We start from the raw sequence: 23,266 nt of genomic DNA, 5'->3' as shown, positions 1-23,266 counted from the left end.
CAAGGAGTCGGAAGACGCCCCGGGAACGACGCCGTCGGACGCGCCGCACATCATCGACGGGTCCGGCCCGGTCATCCCTGCCTGCCGGGCATCAGAACGCTTCTGTACCAGTCGGCATGGAGCGGGAAGTCCGCCTTGAAGCCGCCACCGGGATCGCAGTCGAGGAGCTCCCAGACCCGGTCATCGGTGAACCAGTGCTCCACGGTGAGCAATTGGAGGGCATGCAGGAGACGCGGTGACGCGGCGAGCCGCGCCCGGGCCTCGTCCAGCGCGGTGTCCGCGGCGGCCCACTCCAGTCCGAGCGCGGCGGAGACCGTCGCGACGATATCGGAACAGGCCACCGGGTCAGGGTGGTTGACGTGGTGGACACCGGCGGTCTCCCGGGGTGAGAGCGCCGCGGCCAGCAGGGCCCGGCCCAGCACCCGCACATCGACCATGGAGTGCCGGGCGCCGCACCCGGCCAGACCGGACGACAGTTCCCGGACCAGCGCGGCCAGACCGGGGATCACCCAGCGGTCCCCCTCGCCGTGGACGAGGTGGGGGCGCAGCACGGTCCCGCCCGCGGCCAGCACATGGCTCTCCGCGGCGGCACGCGTGACGCTGGTGGGCGAGACCGGGGCGAGCGGTGCACGGCCGGGTGCCAAATCCGTGAACGGCCCGCGTCCGTACACGGCTGCCGTGCTCAGATAGACGATGCGCGCGACGCCTGCGCGTTGTGCCTCCTCCACCAGCGCCCGGGTACCGAGGTCGTTCACGGACCGGATCGTTCGTTCGTCCCCGTTGATCTGCGAGGCGCAGTGAATCACCGCGTCGACCCCGTCGCAGACGCCGCGCAACGACGCGATGGCGGCGAGGTCCCCGGGCACGGTTTCGATACCGGAGCCCGCGCCGGACGCCGGGACGTCCACGGGCACCCGGTGTTCCATCAGACGCAGCCGGACGCCGGGGACGGCATCCGCAGCCGCCACCACATGCCTGCCGACGAAGCCGCTCGCCCCGGTGATGAGGATGTGCGTGGTCACAACCGGCCGTCCCCATGTGTGTGAGTGAGTGCGCTGGTGAATACCGGCTCGCCGTCCTGCTGCCCGCGCACCCGCACCACGGTGCGGTCGCTGTCGTCGGAGGCCATCAACTCGGCCTCCACCCAACAGGGGCTGTCGAGTTCGGCGTATTTGTGGAAGGCGATCTCCACCGATGTCGGGAGAAACGCGTGCCCCGGAGCGGCGGCGACGGCTGCCTGGCGGGCCGCCTCCAGCAGCACGATGCCCGGAACATGGTCGTTCGGGCGCCTGAACAGGGTCGGGTGGGTGGTGTCCAGCCGCAACCGCCAGCGGTTCGGCTGAGGTGTCCGCGACAGTACGACGTCCGACTCCGCCGTCCGGCCCACCTCGTACGGATCCGCACCGGGCGACAGCGGTACGGGACGGCCCACCATGTCCAGACTGTCCTGGCGGAGGCGGCGGTAGGCCCGCGCCGATGTGCAGCTGATCCGTCCCGAGCTGGTCGCCAGTACGGTGCCGCCGCGGCGGAAACACAGGTCGACCCGCATACCGGCGATGCTCCTGCCCCGCTTCCGCACATCCGAGCAGGTCAGATCGATCAGAACCTTTCCGGACGCGGTCTCCAGGGCAAAACCCGGAACGACGGTGTCGTACGCCAGGTCCCACATCACGAACTGGTCGTCGACCGGAACTCCCATCTCCGCGTGGGCCAGCATCATCGTCGCCTGCCGCATGGTCTCGGCTATCAGCAGGGGATCCTGGTGGTCGCCCGATGCGGCGGCGAAGAAGTGGTGCGGGCGCGGCCATTGGGCCGTTACGGAGAACTCCGTATCGCTCAGCCTGCACCAGGCGGTGGGAAAGATGTCCCTGGGGTCGGACCGGTGAACGAGTTCATGCGAGACATCGGTTCTCCAGCCTCTCTGGGGCGGGATCGCCGGCCTGTGGAGACCGGATGGTTCGGTCTCGGTGAGGGTGACAGTGTCGGGCACATCGATGTGAACCATGGCAATACCCCCAACTCATCCGTCGGGGAGTGCCTCGCTCCCCCACGGTAAGATACCGACGGCCCTGGTTCTTCCACACTCCGGCTGGCGTATGCGGGATCCCAACGCCACGAGAGGCAGGAACGCACAGCTGATGGCCCAACAAGCTCGAGCGATCCAGACCCGGCAGTCGATCCTGCTGGCCGCCGCCACCGTCTTCGACGAGCGCGGCTATGGAAGCGCCACCATCAGCGAAATTCTCACACGGGCCGGCGTGACCAAAGGGGCCCTCTACTTCCACTTCGCCTCGAAGGAGGATCTGGCCCTCGGAGTGATGCAGGCGCAACTGGAAGTCGGTTCGCTGCCAGCGCAGTTGACGAAGCTCCAGGAGCTGGTCGATCAGGGCCTGGTGCTGGCCCATCGGCTCCGCCACGAGCCGCTGGTGCGCGCGAGCGTCGGGCTGGCGATGGAGCAGGGCAGCGGCGAACTGGACCGCGGCCTGCCGTTCCACTCCTGGATCGCCCGGCTCGAAACCCTGCTGATCGAGGCGAAGCAGCAGGGCGAGGTCCTGCCTCACGTCAACCCCGCGGAGGCCGCCCAGCTCCTGGCCGGCGCCTTCTCCGGCATTCAGGAGATGTCCCAGGTCCTCTGTGAGCGCGCGGACTTGGAACAACGGATCTCGATGCTGCTGCGCTATGTACTGCCGAGCATCGCACTGCCGGCCGTGCTCGCCGTGCTGGAGATCACCGAGACCCGAGCCGAACAGCTGCTGGCCGGCGCACCTGGCAGGTGAACTGGCCTCCCTCCACTGGCCGTCGGCGGAGGCGGGAGAGGAATCGGCCGTACCGGACGAGTTCGCCGACCGGCGCCCTCGATCCGGCCGCGCCGTCCGCCCGTTCGCGGGGACCCGCCGCACGGCGGTCAGGTCACCGGCTGTTCGGTCCAGATGCACTTGCCGGTGGCGGTGTAGCGAGCGCCCCAGCGGTGGGCGAGGGCGGCGACCAGTTGCAGACCGCGGCCGCCCTCGTCGGTCTCCGCCGCATTGCGGATGCGGGGTGTGGACAGGCTGCCGTCGGAGACCTCGCAGATCAGCCCCTCGGCGCGGAGCAGGCGGAGGGCGATGGGGCGTTTGCCGTACCGGACAGCGTTCCCGACCAGCTCGCTGACCAGGAGCTCGGCGGTCATGGCGAGGTCGTCGAGCTCCCAGCCCTCCAGCTGGTCCCGGACATGGTGACGTGCCTCGCTCGCGGCGATCGGACCGTCGGGAAGTGTCCAGCTGGCAATGGAGTCGGCCGGTATCGCAGAGGTGCGGGCGACGAGCAGTGCGGCGTCGTCCATGAGCTGGGTGCCGGGCAGCAGCTCGGCCAGGACGTCGTCGCACAGCCGCTCCAGCCCGAGCGCGCTGCCCGCGGCGTCGTCCTCCCGTGCGGCGGCCGCCGCAATCGAGAGCGCCTTCGTCAGGTGCAGCATGCCCCGGTCGATGTCGCGGGTGACGGATTCGATCAGTCCGTCCGTGTAGAGCACCAGCAAGCTGCCCTCGGGGAGGACGGCCTCCGTGGTCTCGAACGGCGGGCGTGCGGTGCCCAGCGGCGGATCCGGACGGTGGGCGAGGAACTCCGTGGTGCCGTCCGGATACACGACGGCCGGCGGCGGGTGCCCGGCGGAACCGAACCTGCACGTGCACGTGACGGGGTCGTACACCGCGTACAGGCAGGTGGCGTAGAAGTCGTCGCCGAGGTCGTTCACCACCTGGTTGAGGCGGGTCAGGAGCTCGGAGGGCGGGAACTCCAGATCGGCGAGCGTGTGCACGGCGGTCCGCAGCCGCCCCATGGTGGCCGCCTCGGCCAGGCCGTGTCCCATCACATCGCCGATGACCAGCGCCACCCGGGCGCCGGACAGCGGAATCACGTCGTACCAGTCGCCGCCGACCTCGATGCCCTCGTTGGCGGGCACATAGCGGGCGGCGGTGCTGACCGCGCACAGGGTCGGAAGCTCACTCGGCAGCAGTCCCCGCTGGAGCTCCTGGGCCCTCATGTGCTCGGCGTCGAACAGCCGGGCACGCTCGATGGCCTGCGCCATCAGTCCGCTGAGTGTGATGAGCAGAGCCTTTTCCTCACCGCCGAGACGCCGCGGCTCGGTGAAGGAGACGACACAGCAGCCGACGGAGCGGCCGGAGACAACCAGCGGCAGGAACGCCCAGGACGACTTCCTGGCCTCGGCCGGGCGGCCGGCCATCCGGGGGAAGCGCTCGACGTACTCCTCCTCCGAGTCGATGAAGGCGGCCGTTCTCGTGCGATGCACCTCGTCGAGCGGGGCGATGTCGCCGACCGGCTTTCCCTCGAAGTCGCGGAAGAACGTCTCCGGGTATCCGACCTGCCCGGCGACGTGCAGCGTCTCCCCTTCGATGAGGTGGACGACGAGACCGGAGGCGCCGAACGGCGCCATGATCCGCTCGGCGGCGGCATTCACGACATCCTGCACCGTGAGGGCCTCGGCGAGGGCGCCGGCCAGTGCGGTGATGCGGGCGTTGCGGTCGGCCGTGACGCGTTCGGCGGCCACGGACTCGGCCTCACGCGACCGCATCTCGGTGACATCGGTGGCGTACACCATCAGGCCGTCCGGTACCGGGACCAGCCGCATCTGGTACTGACGCCGGTTGACGGGCCACCGCACCACGAAAGAGACCGGGGTGCCGCGGTCGACGGCCCGCTGGTACGACGCGTGCAGGCCGAGTCCCACGGCGTCGATGCCGATCTCGGCGAATGCGTCCCACAGGTCCTGGCCGAGCAGCTCCTGCGAGGCTCCGATGAGCCGCTCCGCCTCCATGTTGAGGAAGGTGATCCGCCACTCGCCGTCGACCGCGAAGAACGCATCGCTCATGTGCCGCAGCGCGCGGCTGACCGAGTCCCGGGCGATCCGGCTCTCGGTGGTGTCCCACACCGTGCCGACCATGCGGCCGGGCCGGCCGCCTTCCCCCGGCAGGACCCTTCCCCGCGAGCTGACCCAGCGCGTGGTCCCGTCCGGGCGGCGTATCCGGTACTCCACTCCGGACACCCGCTCGTTACGGATCGCCTGCTCGACCTCGACCAGGAGCCACGGCAGGTCATCGGGGTGGACCAGCCCGCTCCAGGTGTCGAAGCGCTGGTTCGTGGACTGCCCTGCCATACCGAGGATGGCGAGTGTCGACTCGTCCCACAGCAGCTCCCCGGTGGCCAGGTCCCATTCCCAGGAACCGACCTTGATCGCTTCCAGTGCCTCCTGGAGCCTGGTGACGGGTGGTTCCTTCCCGGACCGCCTGAGGTCGGCCCTGCCCCAGTCCATCGAGGGCTCCCGCAGCCGCAGGGCTGCCCAGGCGGCGAGCGTCTCGACGGCGGACCGCTGCTGCGGCGTGGGCTGCCCCTCGCCGACGGTGAGCACGGACAGCGCGCCCACGACCCCGTCCGGCGTGAGGAGCGGAACGGCCAGCAGTCCGCTGCCTGCGGGCAGCGCGGAGGGCGGCGACCAGGGGGCGGCGGCGTGGGGGTGGCGGCCGAGGGGGCTGTCGGGGCCCCGGCCGCCGTGCCGCGCGCCGCCGTCCGTACCGCCCTGTCCGGCGCGGTTTGTGCCGCCCCCTGTGCCACGCTGGTCCACGGAGGTCTCGGGGAGGCTCTGCCCGCCCAGAGCGGACATCCATACCGAGGCGCCACCGGTCACCGCGCGCGCCGGCGCGGTGTCGCCGTCCACTGCGATCTCTTCCCAGTCCTGGGCCACGGTGCGCACGATCCCGCTGGACGCCATCATCAGCAGGCCCCGGCCTCCGGGGCCCCTCACATGAACCATTCCGCCCAGTCCGTCGGCCTCCGTCACCGCATGTTCCAGGGCGAAACCGAGCAGTTCGACTCCGCCCAGCTCAACCCCCGCTTCGATGATCATCCGAAGCCGTGCCGCACTGGCCTTGTCCGTCAGGAGCCGCCCAGCCATCGCTCGCTCCCTTCCGCGAACCCGCGTAGGACACAGGGCACCCGGAATGAGTCACTTTGCCCTCTTAAGTGTACGTACGGGTGTGGACCAGCGAATGTGCAGGCGGCGGCCGCGGGGCTCGCTACGCGGCGTCCACCACCGCCGTGTAGCCGAGCTTGTCGACCGCCTGGTAGTAGGTCCAGGCCGTCGCGTCGCAGGAGGCCTTCTTGACGCCCGAATATGCCGCGCAGACCCGCTTCAGGTCGGCGTAAAAAGCGCTGTCGATACGGGCCTTGTTGGCGCTGAAGGTGCCGGCCGCCTTGTAGTTCCGGTAGCCGAAGTCGTGGCGGACACAGGAGTTGGCGAAGGGGAAGCCGAAGGGGTTGTCGGGCGAGGTGGTGCAGTAGTCGGTCGACCAGTCGAACCCGTACGCACTCCATGCGCTCTGGTTGCCTCTGGCCGCGAAGAACGCGTGGTAGCTGCTTGCGCTCGTCTGCGTCCAGCTGCTGAGGACCTGGGGCTTGTCGGCGGGTGCGGCGGCGGCGTCGGCGGCGGGAAGAAGTGCGGCGGACAGGGCGAGGGCCGCAGTGGCCAGAGGGACTGCGATGCGTCGGCGCATGGGGGAGCTCCTCCGTGAGGGAACGTGACTGTCCCGGCGGTCTTCGCTCGGGACGGGCACAGCATCCGGCAGTGGACTGTCACGGATGTATACGGGAGCTGTATGCCCTGCGCCTGGAGACACATCGACTACCGCACGGGAAATTTGACGCCGCAACACTCACAGCGGCGACGCATAACGGCCACGGGGCGTGGAGTTAGACAGACCGGCAATTGGGGGGTGGGTGAAGGAGCGGGGCTGGGGTGCGTGCATCGCAAGGCGGAGGATCGAGCCGGATGGGGTCTCCCCTGCTCGAGCGAAGCCGAGAGCTTGGGGAAGGAGCCATGGTGATGGACGACAACGCCGCGAGGTGCGTGCCCCAGCCCCGTGACGCCGCCCCCCGATTGCCGATCGGACTTAGGCGCGGAGGAACGCCAGCACCGCCAGCACCCTGCGGTGTGTCTCGTCGGCCGGCGGCAGGTCCAGCTTGGCGAGGATGTTGCCGATGTGCTTGCCGACCGCGGCTTCGGAGACCACCAGGTCGCGGGCGATCGCTCCGTTCGACCTGCCCTGGGCGACCAGGGCGAGCACTTCCCGTTCGCGGGCGGTGAGCCGCTCCAGCGGATCGCGGCGGCGGCGCAGGAGTTGGCGTACGACCTCCGGGTCGACGACAGTGCCGCCGTCGGCGACCTCCCGCAGGGCGTCGATGAACTCCTCGATCTGGCCGACCCGGTCCTTGAGCAGGTAGCCGACACCGGATCCGTCGCTGGAGTCGAGGAGTTCGGCGGCGTACGTCCGCTGCACATACTGGCTGAGCACCAGCACCGGCAGAGCGGGCTGCCTCTCGCGGAGTTCCACCGCCGCGCGCAGTCCTTCGTCCTGGAGACCGGGCGGCATCCGGACGTCGGTCACGACGATGTCCGGGGAGTGCGCGGCGACGGCCGCGAGGAGCGCTTCCGCGTCGCCGACGGCGGCGACGACCTCGTGGCCGCAGCGGGTGAGCATTCCGATGAGACCTTCCCGGAGCAGCACGCTGTCCTCGGCCAGCACTACACGGAGCGATCGGTCCACTCGCAAGGAATCTCCACACGCAACAGGGTCGGGCCGCCGGGCGGGCTGGACAGCGCAAGTCTGCCATCCAGTACGGAGACCCGGTCGGCAAGACCGGTCAGCCCGGACCCTTCGCCACCGGTGCGCGCGCCGCCCCGCCCGTCGTCGCGGATCTCCAGGAAGAGCCGGCCCGCGCTGTGGCCGCCGGTCACCTCGGCGCGGCTCGCACCGCTGTGCTTGCCGACGTTGGCCAACGCCTCGCAGACCACGAAGTACGCGGCCGCCTCGACGGCCTCGGGGAACCGGCCGGGGAGCGCGAGCTCCAGGTCGACGGGGGTCGCGGAACGGTCGGCCGCGTCGGAGACGGCGGCTTCCAGGCCGTAGTCGGCAAGGACCTTGGGATGAATACCGTGGATCAGTTCGCGCAGTTCGGCCAGTGCCTGACCGGCCTCCTGGTGGGCCTTGGACAACTGGTCGGCGAGGGGGCCGGGCGGCGCGTCGAGGCGGGCGAGTCCGAGGGTCATGGTGAGCGCGACGATGCGCTGCTGGGCGCCGTCGTGGAGATCGCGTTCGATGCGGCGCCGCTCTGCCTCGAAGGCGTCGACCAACCGGACCCGGGAACGGGTGAGTTCGGTGACCCTGTCCCGCATCTCGTCGCCCCTGTCAGCGATCAGGAGGCGGGCCAGTCCGGCTCTCGCTCCGGCCAGCAGGCCCAGCGCATAGCAGCCGAGCGCGAGGAGTACGAGGCCGAGCGCGGCAGTGGCGAAGGCTTCGGGCCAGGTGGTGACCGTCCACTGCTTCACCACGCGGGCCTCTTCGCCGTTCCCGTACACCTGCATCACCGCGGGGGCGGACATCAGCGCCAGCGGGACGGCCACGCACGCACCCAGCGCGAGGGCGTCGAGCGGCCACAGGACCACGGCCCAGAGCAGCGCGTACCCGAGTTCCCGCCAGGTCGCCGGCTCCCGGTAACGGAACGCGAGCCAGCTCCAAAGCCCGGGCTCGGCCGGACGGCGGTGCGGGCCGGACGCAGGAACCCGGTCCGTCAGGCGGAGCCGTACCCGCTCCAGGGCACCCACCGGGATCCCTGCGAGGGTCATCAGGGCGAGCAGCGGAAGCCCGATCACCACGAGGGTGAGCGCTCCGCCGAGCAGCACGCCGAGCGTGATCACGAACAGCACCACGGCGCCTGCCACGGCTCCGCTCAGCAGGTATCCGGCCGACCGCCAGGGCCAGGACGACAGCAGATAGCGGGCTCCCGGCAGGGCCTGCCACACGTTCTGAGGGCGCATGGCCCCACCGTAGAAGACGCTGCCGCACCGGAACCATCGGTGCTGCCGGAGTCCCGGGGGCCGGTCTCAGTTACACCGCGGCAGCGACCAGCAGCGCGAAGGCCGCGGCCGAGAGCACGGTGCGGATCCGGTGGAGGGCGGTCCAACGGGACTCGAATGCCTGGCGGGCCGCGCTGTCGTCGCCGCCCTCGGCCTCCGCGAGCGCCGAGTTGAGCGGGATGTTGCCGCTCACGGTGACGAGGTGGCTGAGCGCCGCGCAGACCAGCCCGCCTGCGACGAGTGCCCGCTCAACAGAGGTCCGGCCGTCGACGGGGACGACGAGCGCGGCGACCGGGAAGGCGATCACCCCGAGGAAGAGGACGAGGAACACCGGCCTCGGCACCGTCTCGTTGAAGCGGCGCATCGCGGCGGCGAACTGGTCGTCCGGCAATAGCTTCAGGCCGGGCATGATCCCGGTGGTGAAGCACACCAGGAAGCCGGCATAGAGACCGGTGGTGACGGCGGCGAGCGCGAGCAGCAGAGAGGCCATGGCGCACATCATGGCGCGGCGGGACGGGCCGCGCGGCATCATTTCACCAAGGCGCCGCTGCCCGGCCCGCCTCCGTCGCCGTCCGTCCCTGCTCCGCTTACGGTCTCCCCGCTGCAGGGAGCGGCGTCACGCGGCTTCGACGGCAAGGCGGAGAAGGAAATCACAGGGCGTCGGGAGCCCACCCCCTGTCGTGGGGCAGGCCGCTGCACCGGGCGCTACTTGGCGACGACGGCCACCGGCGCGTCCCACGCGTCGCGGTCGATGGTGAGAGTGGCCCCGTCATGGGTCACCTTCTTGTTGACCGCGTACTGGTGGCCGCGGCGGTGTCCGGTCCACAGAGTCTTGTCGTACGGGAACCCGGTGGTCGTGGAGTAGATGTCGTCGTACCGCGCGTACCAGAGGATCTCCGGCAGGTCGGTGCGCGTCGTGGCCTTGGCGACGACAGCGGCGCTGGAGTTGCTGAAACCGTAGAAGCCGGTCCAGTACCCCTTGGCGTGGACCGTCTTGTCCCAGGAGCGGATGTAGGCGAGGACGGTGTTCACGCAGGACGTGTTGGCGGGGTCGAAGTACTCCATGTCCAGGTAGACCGGGCTGCCGGTCTTCATGCCCAGCGCGGACGCCTTGGCCACCGCGTCGGCGCCGTCGGTGGCGCCCAGCGCGGTGGCGTTGGCGGCGGTCATCTTCTCGGGGTTGTTGCTGGTCTGGCACGGCGGCTGAGCGCCGACGTACAGCGGTATCAGCTTCCAGCCCCCGGCGCTCACGGACTTCACCCAGGACGGGGTGAGCTGGGGCTGGGCGCACCCGCGGTTCTTCCCGCCGATGTACACCGCGGCAGCCCGGTAGACCGAGGTGGCCCGCCACTTCTGCATGGTGGTGAGCGTCGGTGCGGTGCAGGTGTCGAAGGCGTGGCCGGTGAAGACGGTCGGCGCGGGCCGGGTGACGGTGGTCGCGGTGGCCGCCTCGGCGGCGAACGCCGCACCGGTCAGCACGCCCACCCCGGCCAGCGCCATTCCGATCCGGCGCCGCTTCTTCGACATGCGGTGATTCGACACAGAGACCTCAACGATGAGTACGGGACAGCGGGGAACAAGGCGGAGCCGGCTGGACGCTGCGTCAGACAGGCGACTCGGAAGCAGCAAACTTTCTCATACGGAGTTCGAAGATCGATCGTAAGAACGATTCCGTTGCTCAAACCTGAGCCAACTCTGAGACTTCCTTGACCGAATCCGATCCGTCGCGGCTCATCGCAACTAGGGCGTGTTTCGAAAGTAGCGTCGTCCGCCCGCAGGGCGGGCCGGGCGGCGTCTGGTGCGTGCGATCGCAAGGCGGAGGGTCGCCCCGATACCGGTCGTATCGGGGCGAGCCCGACAACGCCGCGAGCGTCTGGTACTGCAGCCCCATGGCACTGTAGAGCGCGACGAAGGACACATACGGCCGGTCGGCCGGCACGGACCACTGACGGTGCTGCTTGGGCCGGGGCAGAGGACGGTAGTTCGGGACGCCCAGGAACGCGATCAGTCCGGCGCAGGCGAAGCTGGCGGCGTTCGCGAGGATCAGCCCGGTGTAGGCAGCGCGAGTGTTGATCTGGATGGCGACGGCCGCACCCAGGGTGCCCACGACGACGCCGAGATTGACGAAGGTCCGGAGTCTGGCCCGGAAGGCGGCGGGACGTTCACCGCCGACCCTGGCGATGAGTGCACCGCCCGCGGCGCCGCTCGCCGTGGCAGCCAGCCGGCCCAGTGTGGCGACGAGCGTGAACGCGAGCCAGCTGTTGATGAAGACGAAGGCCGCCATGGTGACGGCCTGTAGGGCGAGGGTCACCAGCCAGATCGCGCGTGGCCCGTACCGGTCGGCCGGATTCCCCGCCGGTATGCCGGCCGCCAAGCCGCTGAGGCCGGCGATCGTGAGACCCGCTCCTACCTGTGTGGCGGGCAGGTGCACCACGAACGTGAAGTAGAGGATGGCAGCGGTGTTGAAGAGACCATTGCCCACCCTGCTGACGAAACTGGCGGTGATCAGAGCTCGCTACGGACCGGAATCCGGCCCGCCGGGTACCCGCTGCCTGGCCCCCCTGATCATGTCGATCAGGCTAACAGGGGCACTTCACAGCGTCGTTCAGCCCGTCGCCCTGCGCATACCTCACGCAGGGCCACCGGCGCCGACAGCCGGCCGTCAGGCAAACCGAGCCGACCCGTCGACGGTCGGCACCAAGCTGTTCTGCGACCGGTCAGAATCCGGTGCCCCGGCCGGGTCAGCCCATCTCGCCCTCCTTCTCGCCTCCGCCGCCGGGTCCCCTGTCGTCGCCCCGGAGCCGGTCGGCCTGATCGATCGCCGTCGCCAGCTTCCGTACCGAGCTGTCCTCCGTGCCGGCCGCCAACGCCGCCGCCCGGTTGGAGAGTTCGCCGAGCTTCGGCTGATCCGGCAGTGCGCCGCCGCGCAGGTCCTCCGCGAAGTACGCGGCCACCGCGGCCACCTGGAGCCGCTTGTCGCCGCCGTCGCCCCACAGGCTGCCGTCGATCGCGCCGGTCTCGACCGTGCCCGACCGCTCGTGCGGCGCCCGTGTCTTCGGGTCCAGCCAGCGCACCGTCGCGGTCGCCACATGTCCGGCGGCGCCGTCCCGGAGCCGTACGGCATAGAGCGCGGTCACCGTGTGCCCGGGGCCGACCTCGCCACCGTCCACGCTGTCGTCGCGGAAGTCGTCGTCGGCCACCTTGCGGTTCTCGTACCCGATGAGCTTGAACTGCTTGACGTTCTTCGGGTCGAAGGCGACCTGCGCCTTGGCGTCGCGGGCCCGCAGTTCGATGTGGGCGGGAAGCTGGTCGACGAAGACCTTGCGGGCCTGGGTCTCGTCGCCGATGTAGGTGGTGTGGCCGTCGCCCCTGTCGGTGAGGCGTTCCATCAGCGCGTCCCCGTAGTCGCTGCCGACACCGACGCCGAAGAGGGTGATGCCGTACTCGCGGCGGGCGTCGTCGATCCGTTCGAGGATGGCGTCGGCATCGGTCTCGCCGGTGTTGGCGAGGGCGTCGGAGAGCAGGACGACCCGGTTGTTCGCGCCCGCGCGGTGACCGGCGACCGCCTCTTCGTAACCGCGCCGGACACCCGCTTCCACATTGGTGGAGTCGGTGGGTTCCATGGAGTCGACGGCGTCGCGGATCTTTCCGCGGTGGTCCCGCAGCCGGGTCATCGGCACCAGCGTCTTCGCCTTGTCGCTGAAGGTGACCAGGGAGACGGAGTCGTCGTCGCGGAGTTCGTCGGTGAGGATCGAGAGGGACTTCTTCACCAGGTCGAGGCGGCCGGTACCGGCCATCGAGCCGGAGATGTCGACGACGAAGGTCAGCGCGGCGGGCGGGCGTTCAGCGTCTTCGTCCGCGACGCGGGTGGCCAGACCGACCCGTACGAGCGACCAGCCACCGGCCCCGGAGCCTTCGCCCGTGCGTGCCCCGTCGACCGTCACCGAGAATCCGTTGCCGGTCGGCCGTCGGTAGCCCTGGCGGAAGCTGTTGACGAACTCCTCGGGCCGTACGGTCTCCGCCCCCGGCAGCTCGCCGTCGCCGAGCTTGCGGCGCGCATACCCGTAACTGGCGGTGTCCACGTCCAGCGCGAACGTGGAGAGATAGTCCGGCGCCACGGGCTTCTCCGGCCTGTCCTCGGCCTTCTGCGCACCGTCTTTCTCGGCGCCGGGCGCGGGGACGACCTGGCCGCCCCCGCTCGTCCCCTGCGGACCGTCGGCACGTTTGGCGGACGAGTTGTACCCGCCTCCCCCCGCCCCGCACCCGGTGAGCAGCGCCGCGCCCAGCATCCCGCCCGCCAGCGCCAGTCCGAGCGTCCTTCGATATGTCCGGCCATGCGTCCGGTCTTCCATCCCGTACCCCCAACCATCGCGTCAGCACTTGTGAATGTGACGTTCGGGACGGCGCAGGGGAGCAGACGAAGACGTTGCGGAACAGTCTCGATGCGGCAACGGCGGGCGCAAACGGCGCGATACGCCGCGGAACATCAACGTCAGGACACGATGTCCTTACGACTGAACCCGCGGAACGCGCAAGCGAAAAGGATCAGGGCGTACGCCACCGAGACCGCCGCCCCCTTCACCATGCCACCCCACTCCAGATCCGGCTGGAGCGCGTCCGCCCAGGCGAACTGCCAGTGCGCAGGAAGGAAGTCGCGCCAGGAGCCGAGCGCGGTGACGGCGTCCAGCACATTGCCGACGATGGTCAGCCCGACCGCGCCGCCGACCGCGCCCAGCGGGGCGTCGGTCTTCGTCGACAGCCAGAACGCCATCCCGGCAGTGACCAGTTGGGAGACGAAGATGAAGGCGACGACGAGGGCGAGCCGCGGCACCGTATCGCCGGCCGCGAGCGCACCACCGGTGGGGAGTTCGAGCGGCCCCCAGCCGTATGCCGCCACTCCGGCGGCCAGTGCGACAAGCGGCAGCAGCACCATCGCGGCCAGGCTGAAGCCGAGTGCCACGACGAGTTTGCTCCACAGCAGCCTGGCCCGGGGCACCGGCGCGGCGAGCAGGTAGCGCAGCGAGGACCAGCTGGCCTCCGAGGCGACGGTGTCCCCGCAGAACAGTGCCACCGGCACCACGAGCAGGAACCCGGCCGAGACGAACAGGCAGGTCGCGGCGAAGTTCGCGGCGGACGCGGTCGCGGTGTTCATCAGGGTGATCCGGTCGCCGCCGCCCCGGGAGCTCGGGGTGCCGCCGATCGCGAAGGCGGTGATCAGGATGAACGGCAGCGCCGCCAGCACCCCGCCCATCAGCAAGGTGCGCCGCCTGCGCAGCTGCCGAACCGCCTCGACACGCAGCGGCAGGGTGCGCCGGGCCAGGTATCCGGGCGCCTCGGCGGCGTGGGTGACATCGACTGCGGCACTCATGCGGAGCCTCCGGAGATCAGAGTGAGGAACGCGTCCTCCAGGCGACGGTGCGGCCCGACCCCCGTCAACGGCACGTCCAGCCGTACCAGTTCGGCGATCAGTCGGGAGGAGTTCGCGCCGTCGAGCCGGACGAGCAGGCCCAGCCCGTCGTCCGTACGGACGGCCGAGCCGATCCCGGGGAGTGCGGCGATCTTCTCCACCAGCGGTTCGGCGATCTCCTCGGCGGTGGCGACGAGCAGCATGTCGCCCGAGCCGGTGATCTCGGCGACCGGTCCGGCCTGGACGAGCCGGCCCCGGTCCATCACCACCAGGTGGGTGCAGGACTGCTCGACCTCGGAGAGAAGATGGCTGGAGACGATGACGGTCCGGCCCCCGGCCGCGTAACGGATCATCACGTCCCGCATCTCGCGGATCTGGGGCGGGTCGAGCCCGTTGGTCGGCTCGTCGAGGATGAGGAGATCCGGCATGCCGAGCATGGCCTGGGCGATCGCGAGCCGCTGTCGCATGCCCTGGGAGTACGTACGCACGGCGCGGGCCAGCGCGTCACCGAGCCCGGCGATCTCCAGGGCCTCCTCGATGTGCGAGTCCCCGGCGGGGCGTCCGGTGGCCTGCCAGTACAGCTCCAGATTGGCGCGCCCGGACAAGTGCGGCAGGAATCCGGCGCCCTCGACGAACGAGCCGACCCGGGACAGCACGGGCGCGCCCGGCCGGATGGCATTCCCGAAGACGCGGATCTCGCCGTCGTCGGGCGTGATGAGCCCCATCAGCATGCGGAGCGTGGTGGTCTTGCCCGCGCCGTTGGGCCCGAGGAGTCCGAGGACCTGGCCCTTCTCCACGCGGAAGGAGAGGTCCTGCACGGCGTACCGGTCGGCGGACTTGGCGTACTTCTTCGACAGTCCGGTGATCTGGAGGGGGACCTCGGCGAGCACCGGGTCGGGGGCGGGGGTCGCGGTGCGCCGCCGTGCGGTGAGCAGGAGTACGAGAGCGATGACGGCGGCCGCCGCCGGGAGCCCCCAGGTCCACCACGGCAGGGCGGCCGATGCCGTCTTCACCGCGGGGGCGGTGGGGACGGTCAGCGGGCCGTCGAGGGAGACGCTGTAGGTGGTCGGCTCGGCCGGTGAGGCGTAGCCGAGGTCCGTGGCGGAGAGGACGAGCCGGAGCCGGTGTCCGGCGTCGACTGCGTGGTCGACGGCGGGCAGGGTCAGCTCGACCGTCTTGTTCTGCTGCTCCGGTGTGATCCGGTAGGGGGCGACGAGCTGGGCGGGCAGCACCTGCTGCTTCCCGTCCGGCGAGACGTCGTACACCTTGCCGAACAGGACCGCGTCGCCCTGCCCGGCCGTCACCTTCACGCGGACGGTGGGTGATCCGGTGATGCGCATCGAGGTATCGAGCGGTGCGGAGTCGAAGCGGGCGTGCTGGCCGGGGAAGTCGATCGACAGACCGACGCCGAGGGACGAGAGCTGGGCGATGCCGCCGCCGACGCCCGGGACGGCGGAGATGGCGGGCGGGTTGGCACCGGCGGGGTTGCGGAAGGTCTGCGTCCGGCGGTCCGCGGATCCGCCGCTCCGTCCGCCACTCGCCGGCGTAACTGCGCCTGCGCCTGCGCCTGCGCCTGTGCCTGTGCCTGTGCCTGTGCCTGTGCCCACGATGCCCGGCCCGTCGCTCGTCGCGGTCAGCGCGATCTCCCGGTCGCCGCTGGACAGCCCGGGATACGTGTCGCTGCTCGCCCCGCGCTGAAGCGCCTCCCCGTCCGTGGAGTCGATGCCTCCCGTACGGGTGACACGGAAGGCGGGTCCGGTGTCGGCTCCCTTGTCCTCCTTCAGATAGCGGTCGAACCAGGCCCCGATCCGGTTCTCGACCCGCCCGCTCTCCATGTCGCCGCCGTCGTGACCGCCCGCGATCCAGTCGACGGCGACGGGTGCGCCGTTCCCGCTGATGGTCCGCGCCATGGCATCGGCCTGGCCGAGCGGGAAGAGGGAGTCGGTCTGCCCCTGCACGATGAGCGCGGGCACCTTGATGCGATCGCCGACGGCGCTCGGCGACCGCTCGCTGAGCAGCGCACGCGCGGCGGCGTCCGGCTTCCCGGAGACGGCGACCCGTTCGTACATGGCACAGAGCTGCTTCTCGAACTTCTCGCAACCGCCGCCCGAGGTGACGAAGATCCCGGCCCAGAGCCTCTTGAAGACCCCTCCGGGGAAGAGTGCGTCGGCGAGGTTCCAGTACGTGATCACCGGCGCGATGGCGTCGACGCGCCGGTCGTACCCGGCGGCGAGAAGCGACACCGCGCCACCGTACGAGGCGCCCGTGACGCCGACCCGCGGGTCGCCCTTCGCGTCCAGCTGCACCTCGGGCCGCCGGGCCAGCCAGTCGATCAGCCCGGACACGTCCTTGACCTCGCGGTCGGGCGCGTTGAGCGAGATCTCCCCGCCGGACTTCCCGAATCCGCGGGCCGACCAGGTCATGACGGCGTACCCGGCACCGGCCAGCTCCTCCGCCTGTGCCCGCACATCGTCCTTGGAACCGCCGAAGCCGTGCCCGATCAGCACGGCAGGCCGTCGCTCCGAACCGCCGGACGTGAAGTACGAGGTGTCCAGGGACACCCCGTCGATCCGCATCGTCCGGTCCTCGCGTTGCACGGCGGGCGCACGGTCGTCGGCCACCGCGGTCCAGGTACCGGCACCCGCGAGCACGACGAGCGCGGCCAGGGCCGCCGCCCATCGGCCGCGCTCACGGGTCCACCGGCGCCATCGGGAGTCAGGGGTCTGCATGTGTCGACCCTAGACCGAAGGGCAGTTGGGGTGGGTGAAGGAGCGGGGCTGGGGTGCGCGCATCGCCGGGCAAGGCTGCCGATGGGCCGCGCGCGGAACAGCTCCCGTCGCGGCCCGGCTTCAGGGAGCCGTGAACAAGGTCGGGAACCGGGGCGCGAGCCAGGGCTTGCGGCCCCAGGTGAGCACCCGGCCGCGGGCGATGGCGCCCCAGGGATCGCAGCGGCCGAGCGCGATCAGCAGGAAGGTGACCGGCTCGATGAGGATCGTGCAGTCCGGGCGGCTCACCGGCCCGCGCTCGACGGTCACCGCACCGTCGGTGACGATCACCCCGAACCGCGAGCCGCCGCGCAGACGGATGTCGAAGCGGGCGGTCAGCCCGGCGGATGCGGCGGAGACGACCTTCGGCATGACCGTGAGCATGAAGGGCATCGACAGCTCGACCCGGGTGCGGTCGAGCATGTGCGGACGGCCGAGCGCGCGGGCGAGATCGTAGCCGTGGCCGAGCATGTGGGTGAGCAGGTACGAGCCGAGCTCTGCGAGACCCATCGAGCCCAGCGGCGTCTCCACCGGCTCGTCCGGTGCTCGGTGTTCCGCGGCCCGGAGAAAGGCGGCCGCCTGCGCCACGATCATGGCGGCCAGCGGATCCGCCCCACGCTCCTCGAACCCGGCGAGGGCACGCTCGTTGGCCGCCGCCAGGCTCTGCGGCGTACCGTCCCCGTAGCTGCGCTCGTGGCCCGCGGCGACCTCCGCCATCAGCTCGTTGGCCTGCGCCAGATGGGCTGCCGCCTCACCGAGCGTCCACTCGGATCCGGGGACGGGCACGCTCGTGTCCGTGCGGCCGCGCAGCAGCGCCGCTATCTCCTCGGCGGTGTCGCGTATCGCCTCGGTGAGCCCTTCGGGGAGTGTGTCGTGCCGCCCCCGGGCAGGCGTGGGTTCCACGGCTGTCTCCCCTCGTCCCTCTTCCCTGACCGGTCTCCGCCTTCGGGGCCCGGTGGACACGTGCAGAATGCCAGGTAGCGCAGCTCGGGTCAGTCCCTGGGCGGCGTCGCGTCCGTCCGGTACGGCAACTCGGCCGGCAGCAGTGCCCTCGCCTCGTCGAGCCGGCCCGCCCGCACCTGGCCATGGATCTCCCGGGCGAGCGGGGTGACGTCACGGATCGAGACCGTCCACTCGTCCGCGTACCGCCGCGCCGCCTCGCCCGCGAGCCCGAGCTGGAGGGAGCGGTTCGGAAGCCGGTCCAGGCGGAGATCGCGCTCGGGGTCCCACTGGACGCGCGCCGGGGAACGGCGCAGGCTGCTCCGCCAGGTGGTGCGGTCGGGGTGTACTCCCCTTACGTAATTGGAGAGTTCGGAGTTGGCCAGGGCCCAGTCGAAGCCCTCACGGGTGATCTCGACGGCCAGGACGGTCTCCTGGCCCTCTTTCGTGCCCCAGCCGCAGCGGTACATCATCCACAGGAAGCTCGGCTTGATCCATGTCATGCGGTCGCGCTTCCAGGCCGCAGGGAAGCGGCCGTCACGTGCGGCGGGAAGGCCGATGGACGGGGTGTACGCCTGGTAGACGGTGACGGTCGTGTCCGTGTACTGGGCGCGGATCTCGTGCTGCGGCCTGGTCGGGGCGGTCATGCGCCCATCACAACACCCACCGGACGGGTCCGGCGAGCGAGTTACGGGCACGTGCGTTCACCCGCGGCGGCCCTGGCGGCCGGCCGGGAACCGACTGGCTGCTGAGGCCAGGCGGCGGAGGATTCCGCTGCCGCGCCGGCGTCAGTCGAGCCGGCTGCGAATCCGCCAGAGGCTCAGGACAGCCAGTAGCCCGGCGAGGGTCGCGAAGATCGAGGTCTCCAGCCACTGGAACGTCCAGTAGCGGCTGGCCGGCTGCTCGGAGACGTCTACGTGGAGGTTGCCCTTCGCCAGGCAACTCGGCATCTGGGTCAGCGACTTGTTGTTGGTGCAGTCCTGGAACCAGTCCGTGTGGCCGACCTCCTTGCCCTTGGAGTCGAGCATGGCAGTGGTCTCCACCACCCAGGGCCCACCGGGCACCCGCAGCCCGCCGATGTCGCCGTAGGTGCCGATCTTCGTCAGGCCGCTGATCAGCTGTGCGGTGAGCGGCACCGAGGTGCGGACCGGCGATTCGTAGTGCGGCCGGATCACTGGCGCTGCTGGTCCTCGGCGGCTCCGCGGTCCGGGCGCTGCCTCGCCGGCAGGCCTGCGGAATCGCGGCCGCCGGGTTCGCGCTGATGACCGTCGGCTGGCTGACCACGGACGCCCCCAGCACTCCGGTCCGGGTCGGTACGGACGTCTGGATCCTCGCCCTCGGGACCGGTCTCGGCCTGCGTTTCCCGGACTACCGCCGCCGGATGGCCACCGAGGCTGTCCGGCACGACGAGCGCCTGGCCCTGGCCCGGGAACTGCATGACGTGGTCGCCCACCACATCACGGGCATCGTGGTGCAGGCCCAGGCCGCGCGGATCGTGGGTAAGCGGCAGCCCGAGATGCTGGACCAAGCCGTGGCAGGCATCGAGGAGGCCGGCAGCGAGGCGCTGGCCGCCATGCGCCGCGTGGTCGGCCTGCTGCGCGACACCGACGACGCGGCGACCACTTCTCCCACCACGCCGGACCCAGAGCAACTGGCCGAGATCGTACGGCGGTTCGAAGGGCACGGACCGGACGTGGAACTCCGGCTGCCCGAGGACCAGGCACCCTGGCCGCCCGAGGTCACCACCACCGTGCACCGGATCGTCCAGGAGTCCCTGACGAACATCGCCCGGCATGCCTCGCACGCCCGCTCGGCCACCGTCGACATCGCCCAGGACCCGGCCGGCGTCACCGTCAGGATCACCGACGACGCGCCCACCGGTCATACCCGGCACCTGCCGAAGGGCGGGTTCGGCCTGATCGGCATGCGCGAGCGGGTCGAGGCGCTCGGCGGCACCCTGGCTGTGGGGCCCGAGCCTGGAGTCGGCTGGTCGGTGCTCGCCAAGGTGCCGATTCTCCTGAAGGAGGGCCGGTGACGATCAAGGTCATGCTGGCCGACGACCAGGCGATGATCCGCAGCGGTCTGAGGCTCATTCTGGAGGACCAGGAGGACATCACCGTGGTCGGCGAGGCCGCCGACGGCGCCGGGGCGGTCGACCTCGCCCGGCGGCTGCGCCCTGATGTCTGCCTGATCGACATCCCTATGCCGATGCTGGATGGCATCGAGGTCACCCGCGCCCTGGCCGGGCCGGGCGTGCCGGACCCTCTGAGGGTGGTCATCGTCACCACCTTCGACCTTGACGAGTACGTCTACGGCGCGCTGCACGCCGGGGCGGTCGGCTTCGTCCTCAAGGACGCCGGGCCGACCTTGCTGGTCGAGGCGGTCCGCGCGGCGAGCGCCGGCGACGCCCTCATCTCTCCGTCGATCACGCTGCGGCTGCTGCGCAACCTCGCGCCGGCCCGGAGGGCGAACCCGAGGCCGACGCAGCCGCTCTCGGAGCGCGAAATGGAAGTGGTCCGAGCCATCGCGCGAGGTCGCACCAACCAGGAGATCGCCGCCGAGCTGTTCATCTCGCTGAGCACGGTCAAGAGCCACCTGGCGACGATCCAGAACAAGCTTCAGGTCCGCAATCGGGTCGAGATCGCGGCCTGGGCTTGGGAGAGCCGACTCATGGACAACGCCCAGCGACCGTTCTGAGCTTGATGTCTACCTGACTTCAGCGTCTCGGGGCCGGTCTCGAGGAGGTCAACGGCCCGCATTCGTACCTCTTCCCGACGCTTGCGCTGCTTGGCGGTCAGCCCATCCCCGTCCGGATTCCGCATGCCTTCGGCGTACCGGCTCGGTCGGACCGCTTCACCGGTCGGGTCAGCCGGCAACCACCGGTCCCCGAACCGGTGGTCGGCCCCGGACTCCGCCGGGCGACGATTACCTGGGAGGTAATTGAGGCGGCCGTGTGCCGGTCGTTACCGTCCCCGTAGGGGCCTTCGCGCCGCGGACGCGCGGGTGAACGCCCCGGCCCCCTCACCTCCGATCTCCCCTCCGGTCCGCCGAGCGGCATCGCGCTCGAATCGTTCCTGCGGGTGAACACCGGGACCCGGGTCCTGCCCGGTTCGCCCACCCCGGTGTTCCCCGATGCCGGGGCACCTCCAGCCCTACCCGGCACACACCTGCGGATCAGCAACACAACAAGGAAAGGAAGACCTCATGATGTCGTCCCAGAACGCGGGTACGGTCCCGGCGGCAGGCGCCACCCGCTCCGACAGCCTGCTCAGGTTCGCCCTCTCGGCGGACGTCGTCCTCACCGGTGCGAACGGCATCGGATACCTCGCGCTGGCCACCGTCCTGGACTCGTTCCTCGGCGTGCCTGCGTCCGTTCAGTACGCGGTGGGCGCGTTCCTCACCGTGTACGCCCTGTGGGTGCTGGCCGTCTCCCGTCAGGAGCGCATCAGCCGCGGCGCGGTCGCCGTCGTCATCGGCCTGAACGTGGCCTGGGCCGTGGCAAGTGTCGTGACCGTGCTCGCGGACGCGTTGACGGCGACGGGCGCCGGCAACGGGTGGATCGTGTTCCAGGGCCTGACGGTGGCGGCCATGGGTGCGCTCCAGTACGTGGGCCTGCGGCGCCTGTGAGAGCACACCGGACGGCCGTGGCCGCCGGACACGGCCGTCGGTGCATGCCGACGGCCCGTACGGATACAGCTTCCGTACGGGCCGTCGGGCGGAAGAGCAGCGGAACCAGTGGCGATCAGTGGTTACGCGGGAAGCCCAGGTCCACGCCCGCCGGGGCGTCCGCCGGGTCCGGCCAGCGGGTGGTGACGACCTTGCCACGGGTGTAGAAGTGCACGCCGTCGTTGCCGTAGATGTGGTGGTCGCCGAAGAGGGAGTCCTTCCAGCCACCGAAGGAGTGGTAGCCCACCGGCACCGGGATCGGCACGTTGACGCCGACCATGCCGGCCTCGATCTCCAGCTGGAAGCGGCGGGCGGCGCCGCCGTCGCGGGTGAAGATCGCGGTGCCGTTGCCGAACGGCGAGGCGTTCATGAGGGCGACGCCCTCCTCGTACGTCTCGGTGCGCAGGACACAGAGCACCGGGCCGAAGATCTCGTCCTTGTACGCGTCCGAGTCGGTGGACACGTGGTCGAGGAGGGAGAGGCCGATCCAGTGGCCGTCCTCGAAGCCGTCGACGGTGTGGCCGGTGCCGTCGAGGACGACCTCGGCGCCCTGGGCCGCGGCGCCGGTGACGTAGGAGGCGACCTTGTCGCGGTGGGCCGCGGTGATCAGCGGACCCATCTCGGACGTCGGGTCGTTGCCGGGGCCGATCTTGATCTTCTCGGCCCGCTCCTTGATCTTGGCGACGAGCTCGTCACCGATGGCACCCACCGCGACGACCGCGGAGATCGCCATGCAGCGCTCACCGGCGGAGCCGTACGCGGCGGAGACCGCGGCGTCGGCGGCGGCGTCGAGGTCCGCGTCCGGCAGGACCAGCATGTGGTTCTTCGCACCGCCGAGCGCCTGGACGCGCTTGCCGTTGGCGGAGGCGGTGGTGTGGATGTAGCGGGCAATCGGGGTCGAGCCGACGAAGGAGACCGCGGCGACGTCCGGGTGGTTCAGCAGCCCGTCGACCGCGACCTTGTCGCCGTGCAGGACGTTCAGCACGCCGTCCGGCAGACCGGCCTCGGCGGCCAGCTCGGCCAGCAGGTTGGCGGCCGACGGGTCCTTCTCGCTGGGCTTGAGGACGAACGTGTTGCCGCACGCGATGGCCAGCGGGAACATCCACATCGGCACCATGGCCGGGAAGTTGAACGGCGTGATGCCCGCTACGACACCGAGCGACTGACGGATCGACGAGACGTCGACCCGGCTGGAGACCTGGGTGGACAGCTCGCCCTTGAGCTGGGTCGTGATGCCGCAGGCCAGCTCGACAATCTCCAGACCGCGGGCGACCTCGCCGAGCGCGTCGGAGTGCACCTTGCCGTGCTCGGCGGTGATCAGCTCGGCGATGTCGTCGCGGTGGGCGTCGAGCAGCGCACGGTAGCGGAAGAGGACGGCGGTGCGGGCGGCCAGCGAGGACGTGCCCCACGTGGCGTACGCGTCCTTCGCTGCGGCGACCGCGGCGTCGACCTCTTCGAGGGAGGCGAGCGCGACCTGGGTGGTGACGGCACCGGTGGCCGGGTCGGTGACGGGGCCGTAGTTGCCCGACGTGCCCTCGACGGTCTTGCCACCGATCCAGTGGTTGACGGTCTTCATTACGAAACTCC

Annotated in this window: 20 protein-coding genes; 4 read left to right on the top strand and 16 right to left on the bottom strand. The window is 70.6% G+C overall.

Going from position 1 to position 23,266, the window contains the following annotated elements; translation table 11 throughout:
- Window positions 1-71: 71 nt before the first annotated feature.
- Window positions 72-1,022: an NAD-dependent epimerase/dehydratase family protein gene (locus ACNPQM_RS08820; RefSeq protein ID WP_358858672.1), complete on the bottom strand. Its 951-nt coding sequence runs from the start codon at window positions 1,020-1,022 to the stop codon at window positions 72-74.
- Complete coding sequence (locus ACNPQM_RS08815) at window positions 1,019-2,005, bottom strand: ScbA/BarX family gamma-butyrolactone biosynthesis protein (RefSeq protein WP_418083552.1); 987 nt, start codon at window positions 2,003-2,005, stop codon at window positions 1,019-1,021. Before ACNPQM_RS08815 ends, ACNPQM_RS08820 begins: the two co-directional genes overlap by 4 nt.
- 133 nt (window positions 2,006-2,138) lie before the next feature.
- Here ACNPQM_RS08815 and ACNPQM_RS08810 point away from each other — a divergent pair, with 133 nt between their 5' ends.
- Entirely contained in the window at window positions 2,139-2,777 is a 639-nt protein-coding gene (locus tag ACNPQM_RS08810) for a ScbR family autoregulator-binding transcription factor (RefSeq protein ID WP_418083551.1), read from the top strand.
- 128 nt (window positions 2,778-2,905) lie between these two features.
- Here ACNPQM_RS08810 and ACNPQM_RS08805 read toward each other — a convergent pair whose 3' ends face one another.
- From ACNPQM_RS08805 to ACNPQM_RS08745, 13 genes are all read right to left on the bottom strand, one after another.
- Window positions 2,906-5,944: a SpoIIE family protein phosphatase gene (locus ACNPQM_RS08805; protein WP_418083550.1), complete on the bottom strand. Its 3,039-nt coding sequence runs from the start codon at window positions 5,942-5,944 to the stop codon at window positions 2,906-2,908.
- A gap of 121 nt (window positions 5,945-6,065) precedes the next feature.
- A complete protein-coding gene (locus ACNPQM_RS08800) occupies window positions 6,066-6,542 on the bottom strand; it encodes a phospholipase (RefSeq protein WP_358858668.1) in 477 nt (158 codons plus the stop codon).
- Between the two features lie 396 nt (window positions 6,543-6,938).
- Window positions 6,939-7,571, bottom strand: coding sequence for a response regulator (locus ACNPQM_RS08795; RefSeq protein WP_418083618.1), 633 nt, complete (start codon window positions 7,569-7,571; stop codon window positions 6,939-6,941).
- Window positions 7,571-8,863, bottom strand: a complete 1,293-nt coding sequence (locus ACNPQM_RS08790; protein ID WP_418083549.1) for a sensor histidine kinase — start codon at window positions 8,861-8,863, stop codon at window positions 7,571-7,573. Before ACNPQM_RS08790 ends, ACNPQM_RS08795 begins: the two co-directional genes overlap by 1 nt.
- A gap of 70 nt (window positions 8,864-8,933) precedes the next feature.
- The gene (locus ACNPQM_RS08785) at window positions 8,934-9,392 is read right to left on the bottom strand and encodes a DUF1772 domain-containing protein (protein WP_418083548.1); all 459 of its coding nucleotides are present in this window, start codon (window positions 9,390-9,392) and stop codon (window positions 8,934-8,936) included.
- Window positions 9,393-9,607: 215 nt separating this feature from the next.
- Window positions 9,608-10,429 (bottom strand): glycoside hydrolase domain-containing protein, encoded by an 822-nt coding sequence (locus ACNPQM_RS08780; RefSeq protein WP_358858665.1) that lies wholly within the window; start codon window positions 10,427-10,429, stop codon window positions 9,608-9,610.
- A gap of 151 nt (window positions 10,430-10,580) precedes the next feature.
- Window positions 10,581-11,408 (bottom strand): MFS transporter, encoded by an 828-nt coding sequence (locus tag ACNPQM_RS08775; RefSeq protein WP_418083617.1) that lies wholly within the window; start codon window positions 11,406-11,408, stop codon window positions 10,581-10,583.
- A gap of 235 nt (window positions 11,409-11,643) precedes the next feature.
- Complete coding sequence (locus ACNPQM_RS08770) at window positions 11,644-13,254, bottom strand: YfbK domain-containing protein (protein WP_418083547.1); 1,611 nt, start codon at window positions 13,252-13,254, stop codon at window positions 11,644-11,646.
- Window positions 13,255-13,394: 140 nt separating this feature from the next.
- Complete coding sequence (locus ACNPQM_RS08765) at window positions 13,395-14,270, bottom strand: ABC transporter permease (RefSeq protein WP_418083546.1); 876 nt, start codon at window positions 14,268-14,270, stop codon at window positions 13,395-13,397.
- Entirely contained in the window at window positions 14,267-17,038 is a 2,772-nt protein-coding gene (locus ACNPQM_RS08760) for an alpha/beta fold hydrolase (RefSeq protein WP_418083545.1), read from the bottom strand. Before ACNPQM_RS08760 ends, ACNPQM_RS08765 begins: the two co-directional genes overlap by 4 nt.
- Before the next feature lie 120 nt (window positions 17,039-17,158).
- Window positions 17,159-17,977 carry a maleylpyruvate isomerase family mycothiol-dependent enzyme gene (locus ACNPQM_RS08755; RefSeq protein ID WP_418083544.1) on the bottom strand — a complete coding sequence of 273 codons (819 nt, stop codon included), beginning with the start codon at window positions 17,975-17,977 and terminating at the stop codon, window positions 17,159-17,161.
- Between the two features lie 89 nt (window positions 17,978-18,066).
- A complete protein-coding gene (locus ACNPQM_RS08750; protein ID WP_418083543.1) occupies window positions 18,067-18,660 on the bottom strand; it encodes a DUF4291 domain-containing protein in 594 nt (197 codons plus the stop codon).
- Window positions 18,661-18,801: 141 nt separating this feature from the next.
- The gene (locus ACNPQM_RS08745) at window positions 18,802-19,188 is read right to left on the bottom strand and encodes a hypothetical protein (RefSeq protein WP_418083542.1); all 387 of its coding nucleotides are present in this window, start codon (window positions 19,186-19,188) and stop codon (window positions 18,802-18,804) included.
- A gap of 86 nt (window positions 19,189-19,274) precedes the next feature.
- Here ACNPQM_RS08745 and ACNPQM_RS08740 point away from each other — a divergent pair, with 86 nt between their 5' ends.
- From ACNPQM_RS08740 to ACNPQM_RS08730, 3 genes are all read left to right on the top strand, one after another.
- Window positions 19,275-20,048, top strand: coding sequence for a sensor histidine kinase (locus tag ACNPQM_RS08740; RefSeq protein ID WP_418083541.1), 774 nt, complete (start codon window positions 19,275-19,277; stop codon window positions 20,046-20,048).
- A gap of 11 nt (window positions 20,049-20,059) precedes the next feature.
- Window positions 20,060-20,710 (top strand): response regulator, encoded by a 651-nt coding sequence (locus ACNPQM_RS08735; protein ID WP_418083616.1) that lies wholly within the window; start codon window positions 20,060-20,062, stop codon window positions 20,708-20,710.
- A gap of 507 nt (window positions 20,711-21,217) precedes the next feature.
- On the top strand, window positions 21,218-21,640 hold the full coding sequence (locus ACNPQM_RS08730; protein ID WP_366132574.1) for a hypothetical protein: 423 nt from the start codon (window positions 21,218-21,220) through the stop codon (window positions 21,638-21,640).
- Window positions 21,641-21,755: 115 nt separating this feature from the next.
- Here ACNPQM_RS08730 and mmsA read toward each other — a convergent pair whose 3' ends face one another.
- On the bottom strand, window positions 21,756-23,255 hold the full coding sequence (gene mmsA / locus ACNPQM_RS08725; protein ID WP_358858653.1) for a CoA-acylating methylmalonate-semialdehyde dehydrogenase: 1,500 nt from the start codon (window positions 23,253-23,255) through the stop codon (window positions 21,756-21,758).
- Window positions 23,256-23,266 lie beyond the last annotated feature (11 nt).

Source organism: Streptomyces sp. NPDC056231, from assembly GCF_048270745.1.
Classification (GTDB): domain Bacteria; phylum Actinomycetota; class Actinomycetes; order Streptomycetales; family Streptomycetaceae; genus Streptomyces.
The sequence above is the reverse complement of the archived record's forward strand: the minus strand, read 5'-3'. Positions and strand labels throughout refer to the sequence as shown.

What these genes read in the sequence shown, in the direction of transcription:
- ACNPQM_RS08815 (WP_418083552.1), bottom strand. Translation starts at nt 2,005, where the DNA reads ATGGTTCACATCGATGTGCCCGACACTGTCACCCTCACCGAGACCGAA.
- ACNPQM_RS08810 (WP_418083551.1), top strand. Translation starts at nt 2,139, where the DNA reads ATGGCCCAACAAGCTCGAGCGATCCAGACCCGGCAGTCGATCCTGCTG.
- ACNPQM_RS08805 (WP_418083550.1), bottom strand. Translation starts at nt 5,944, where the DNA reads ATGGCTGGGCGGCTCCTGACGGACAAGGCCAGTGCGGCACGGCTTCGG.
- ACNPQM_RS08800 (WP_358858668.1), bottom strand. Translation starts at nt 6,542, where the DNA reads ATGCGCCGACGCATCGCAGTCCCTCTGGCCACTGCGGCCCTCGCCCTG.
- ACNPQM_RS08790 (WP_418083549.1), bottom strand. Translation starts at nt 8,863, where the DNA reads ATGCGCCCTCAGAACGTGTGGCAGGCCCTGCCGGGAGCCCGCTATCTG.
- ACNPQM_RS08785 (WP_418083548.1), bottom strand. Translation starts at nt 9,392, where the DNA reads ATGGCCTCTCTGCTGCTCGCGCTCGCCGCCGTCACCACCGGTCTCTAT.
- ACNPQM_RS08780 (WP_358858665.1), bottom strand. Translation starts at nt 10,429, where the DNA reads ATGTCGAAGAAGCGGCGCCGGATCGGAATGGCGCTGGCCGGGGTGGGC.
- ACNPQM_RS08770 (WP_418083547.1), bottom strand. Translation starts at nt 13,254, where the DNA reads ATGGAAGACCGGACGCATGGCCGGACATATCGAAGGACGCTCGGACTG.
- ACNPQM_RS08765 (WP_418083546.1), bottom strand. Translation starts at nt 14,270, where the DNA reads ATGAGTGCCGCAGTCGATGTCACCCACGCCGCCGAGGCGCCCGGATAC.
- ACNPQM_RS08760 (WP_418083545.1), bottom strand. Translation starts at nt 17,038, where the DNA reads ATGCAGACCCCTGACTCCCGATGGCGCCGGTGGACCCGTGAGCGCGGC.
- ACNPQM_RS08750 (WP_418083543.1), bottom strand. Translation starts at nt 18,660, where the DNA reads ATGACCGCCCCGACCAGGCCGCAGCACGAGATCCGCGCCCAGTACACG.
- ACNPQM_RS08740 (WP_418083541.1), top strand. Translation starts at nt 19,275, where the DNA reads ATGACCGTCGGCTGGCTGACCACGGACGCCCCCAGCACTCCGGTCCGG.
- ACNPQM_RS08735 (WP_418083616.1), top strand. Translation starts at nt 20,060, where the DNA reads ATGCTGGCCGACGACCAGGCGATGATCCGCAGCGGTCTGAGGCTCATT.
- ACNPQM_RS08730 (WP_366132574.1), top strand. Translation starts at nt 21,218, where the DNA reads ATGATGTCGTCCCAGAACGCGGGTACGGTCCCGGCGGCAGGCGCCACC.
- mmsA (WP_358858653.1), bottom strand. Translation starts at nt 23,255, where the DNA reads ATGAAGACCGTCAACCACTGGATCGGTGGCAAGACCGTCGAGGGCACG.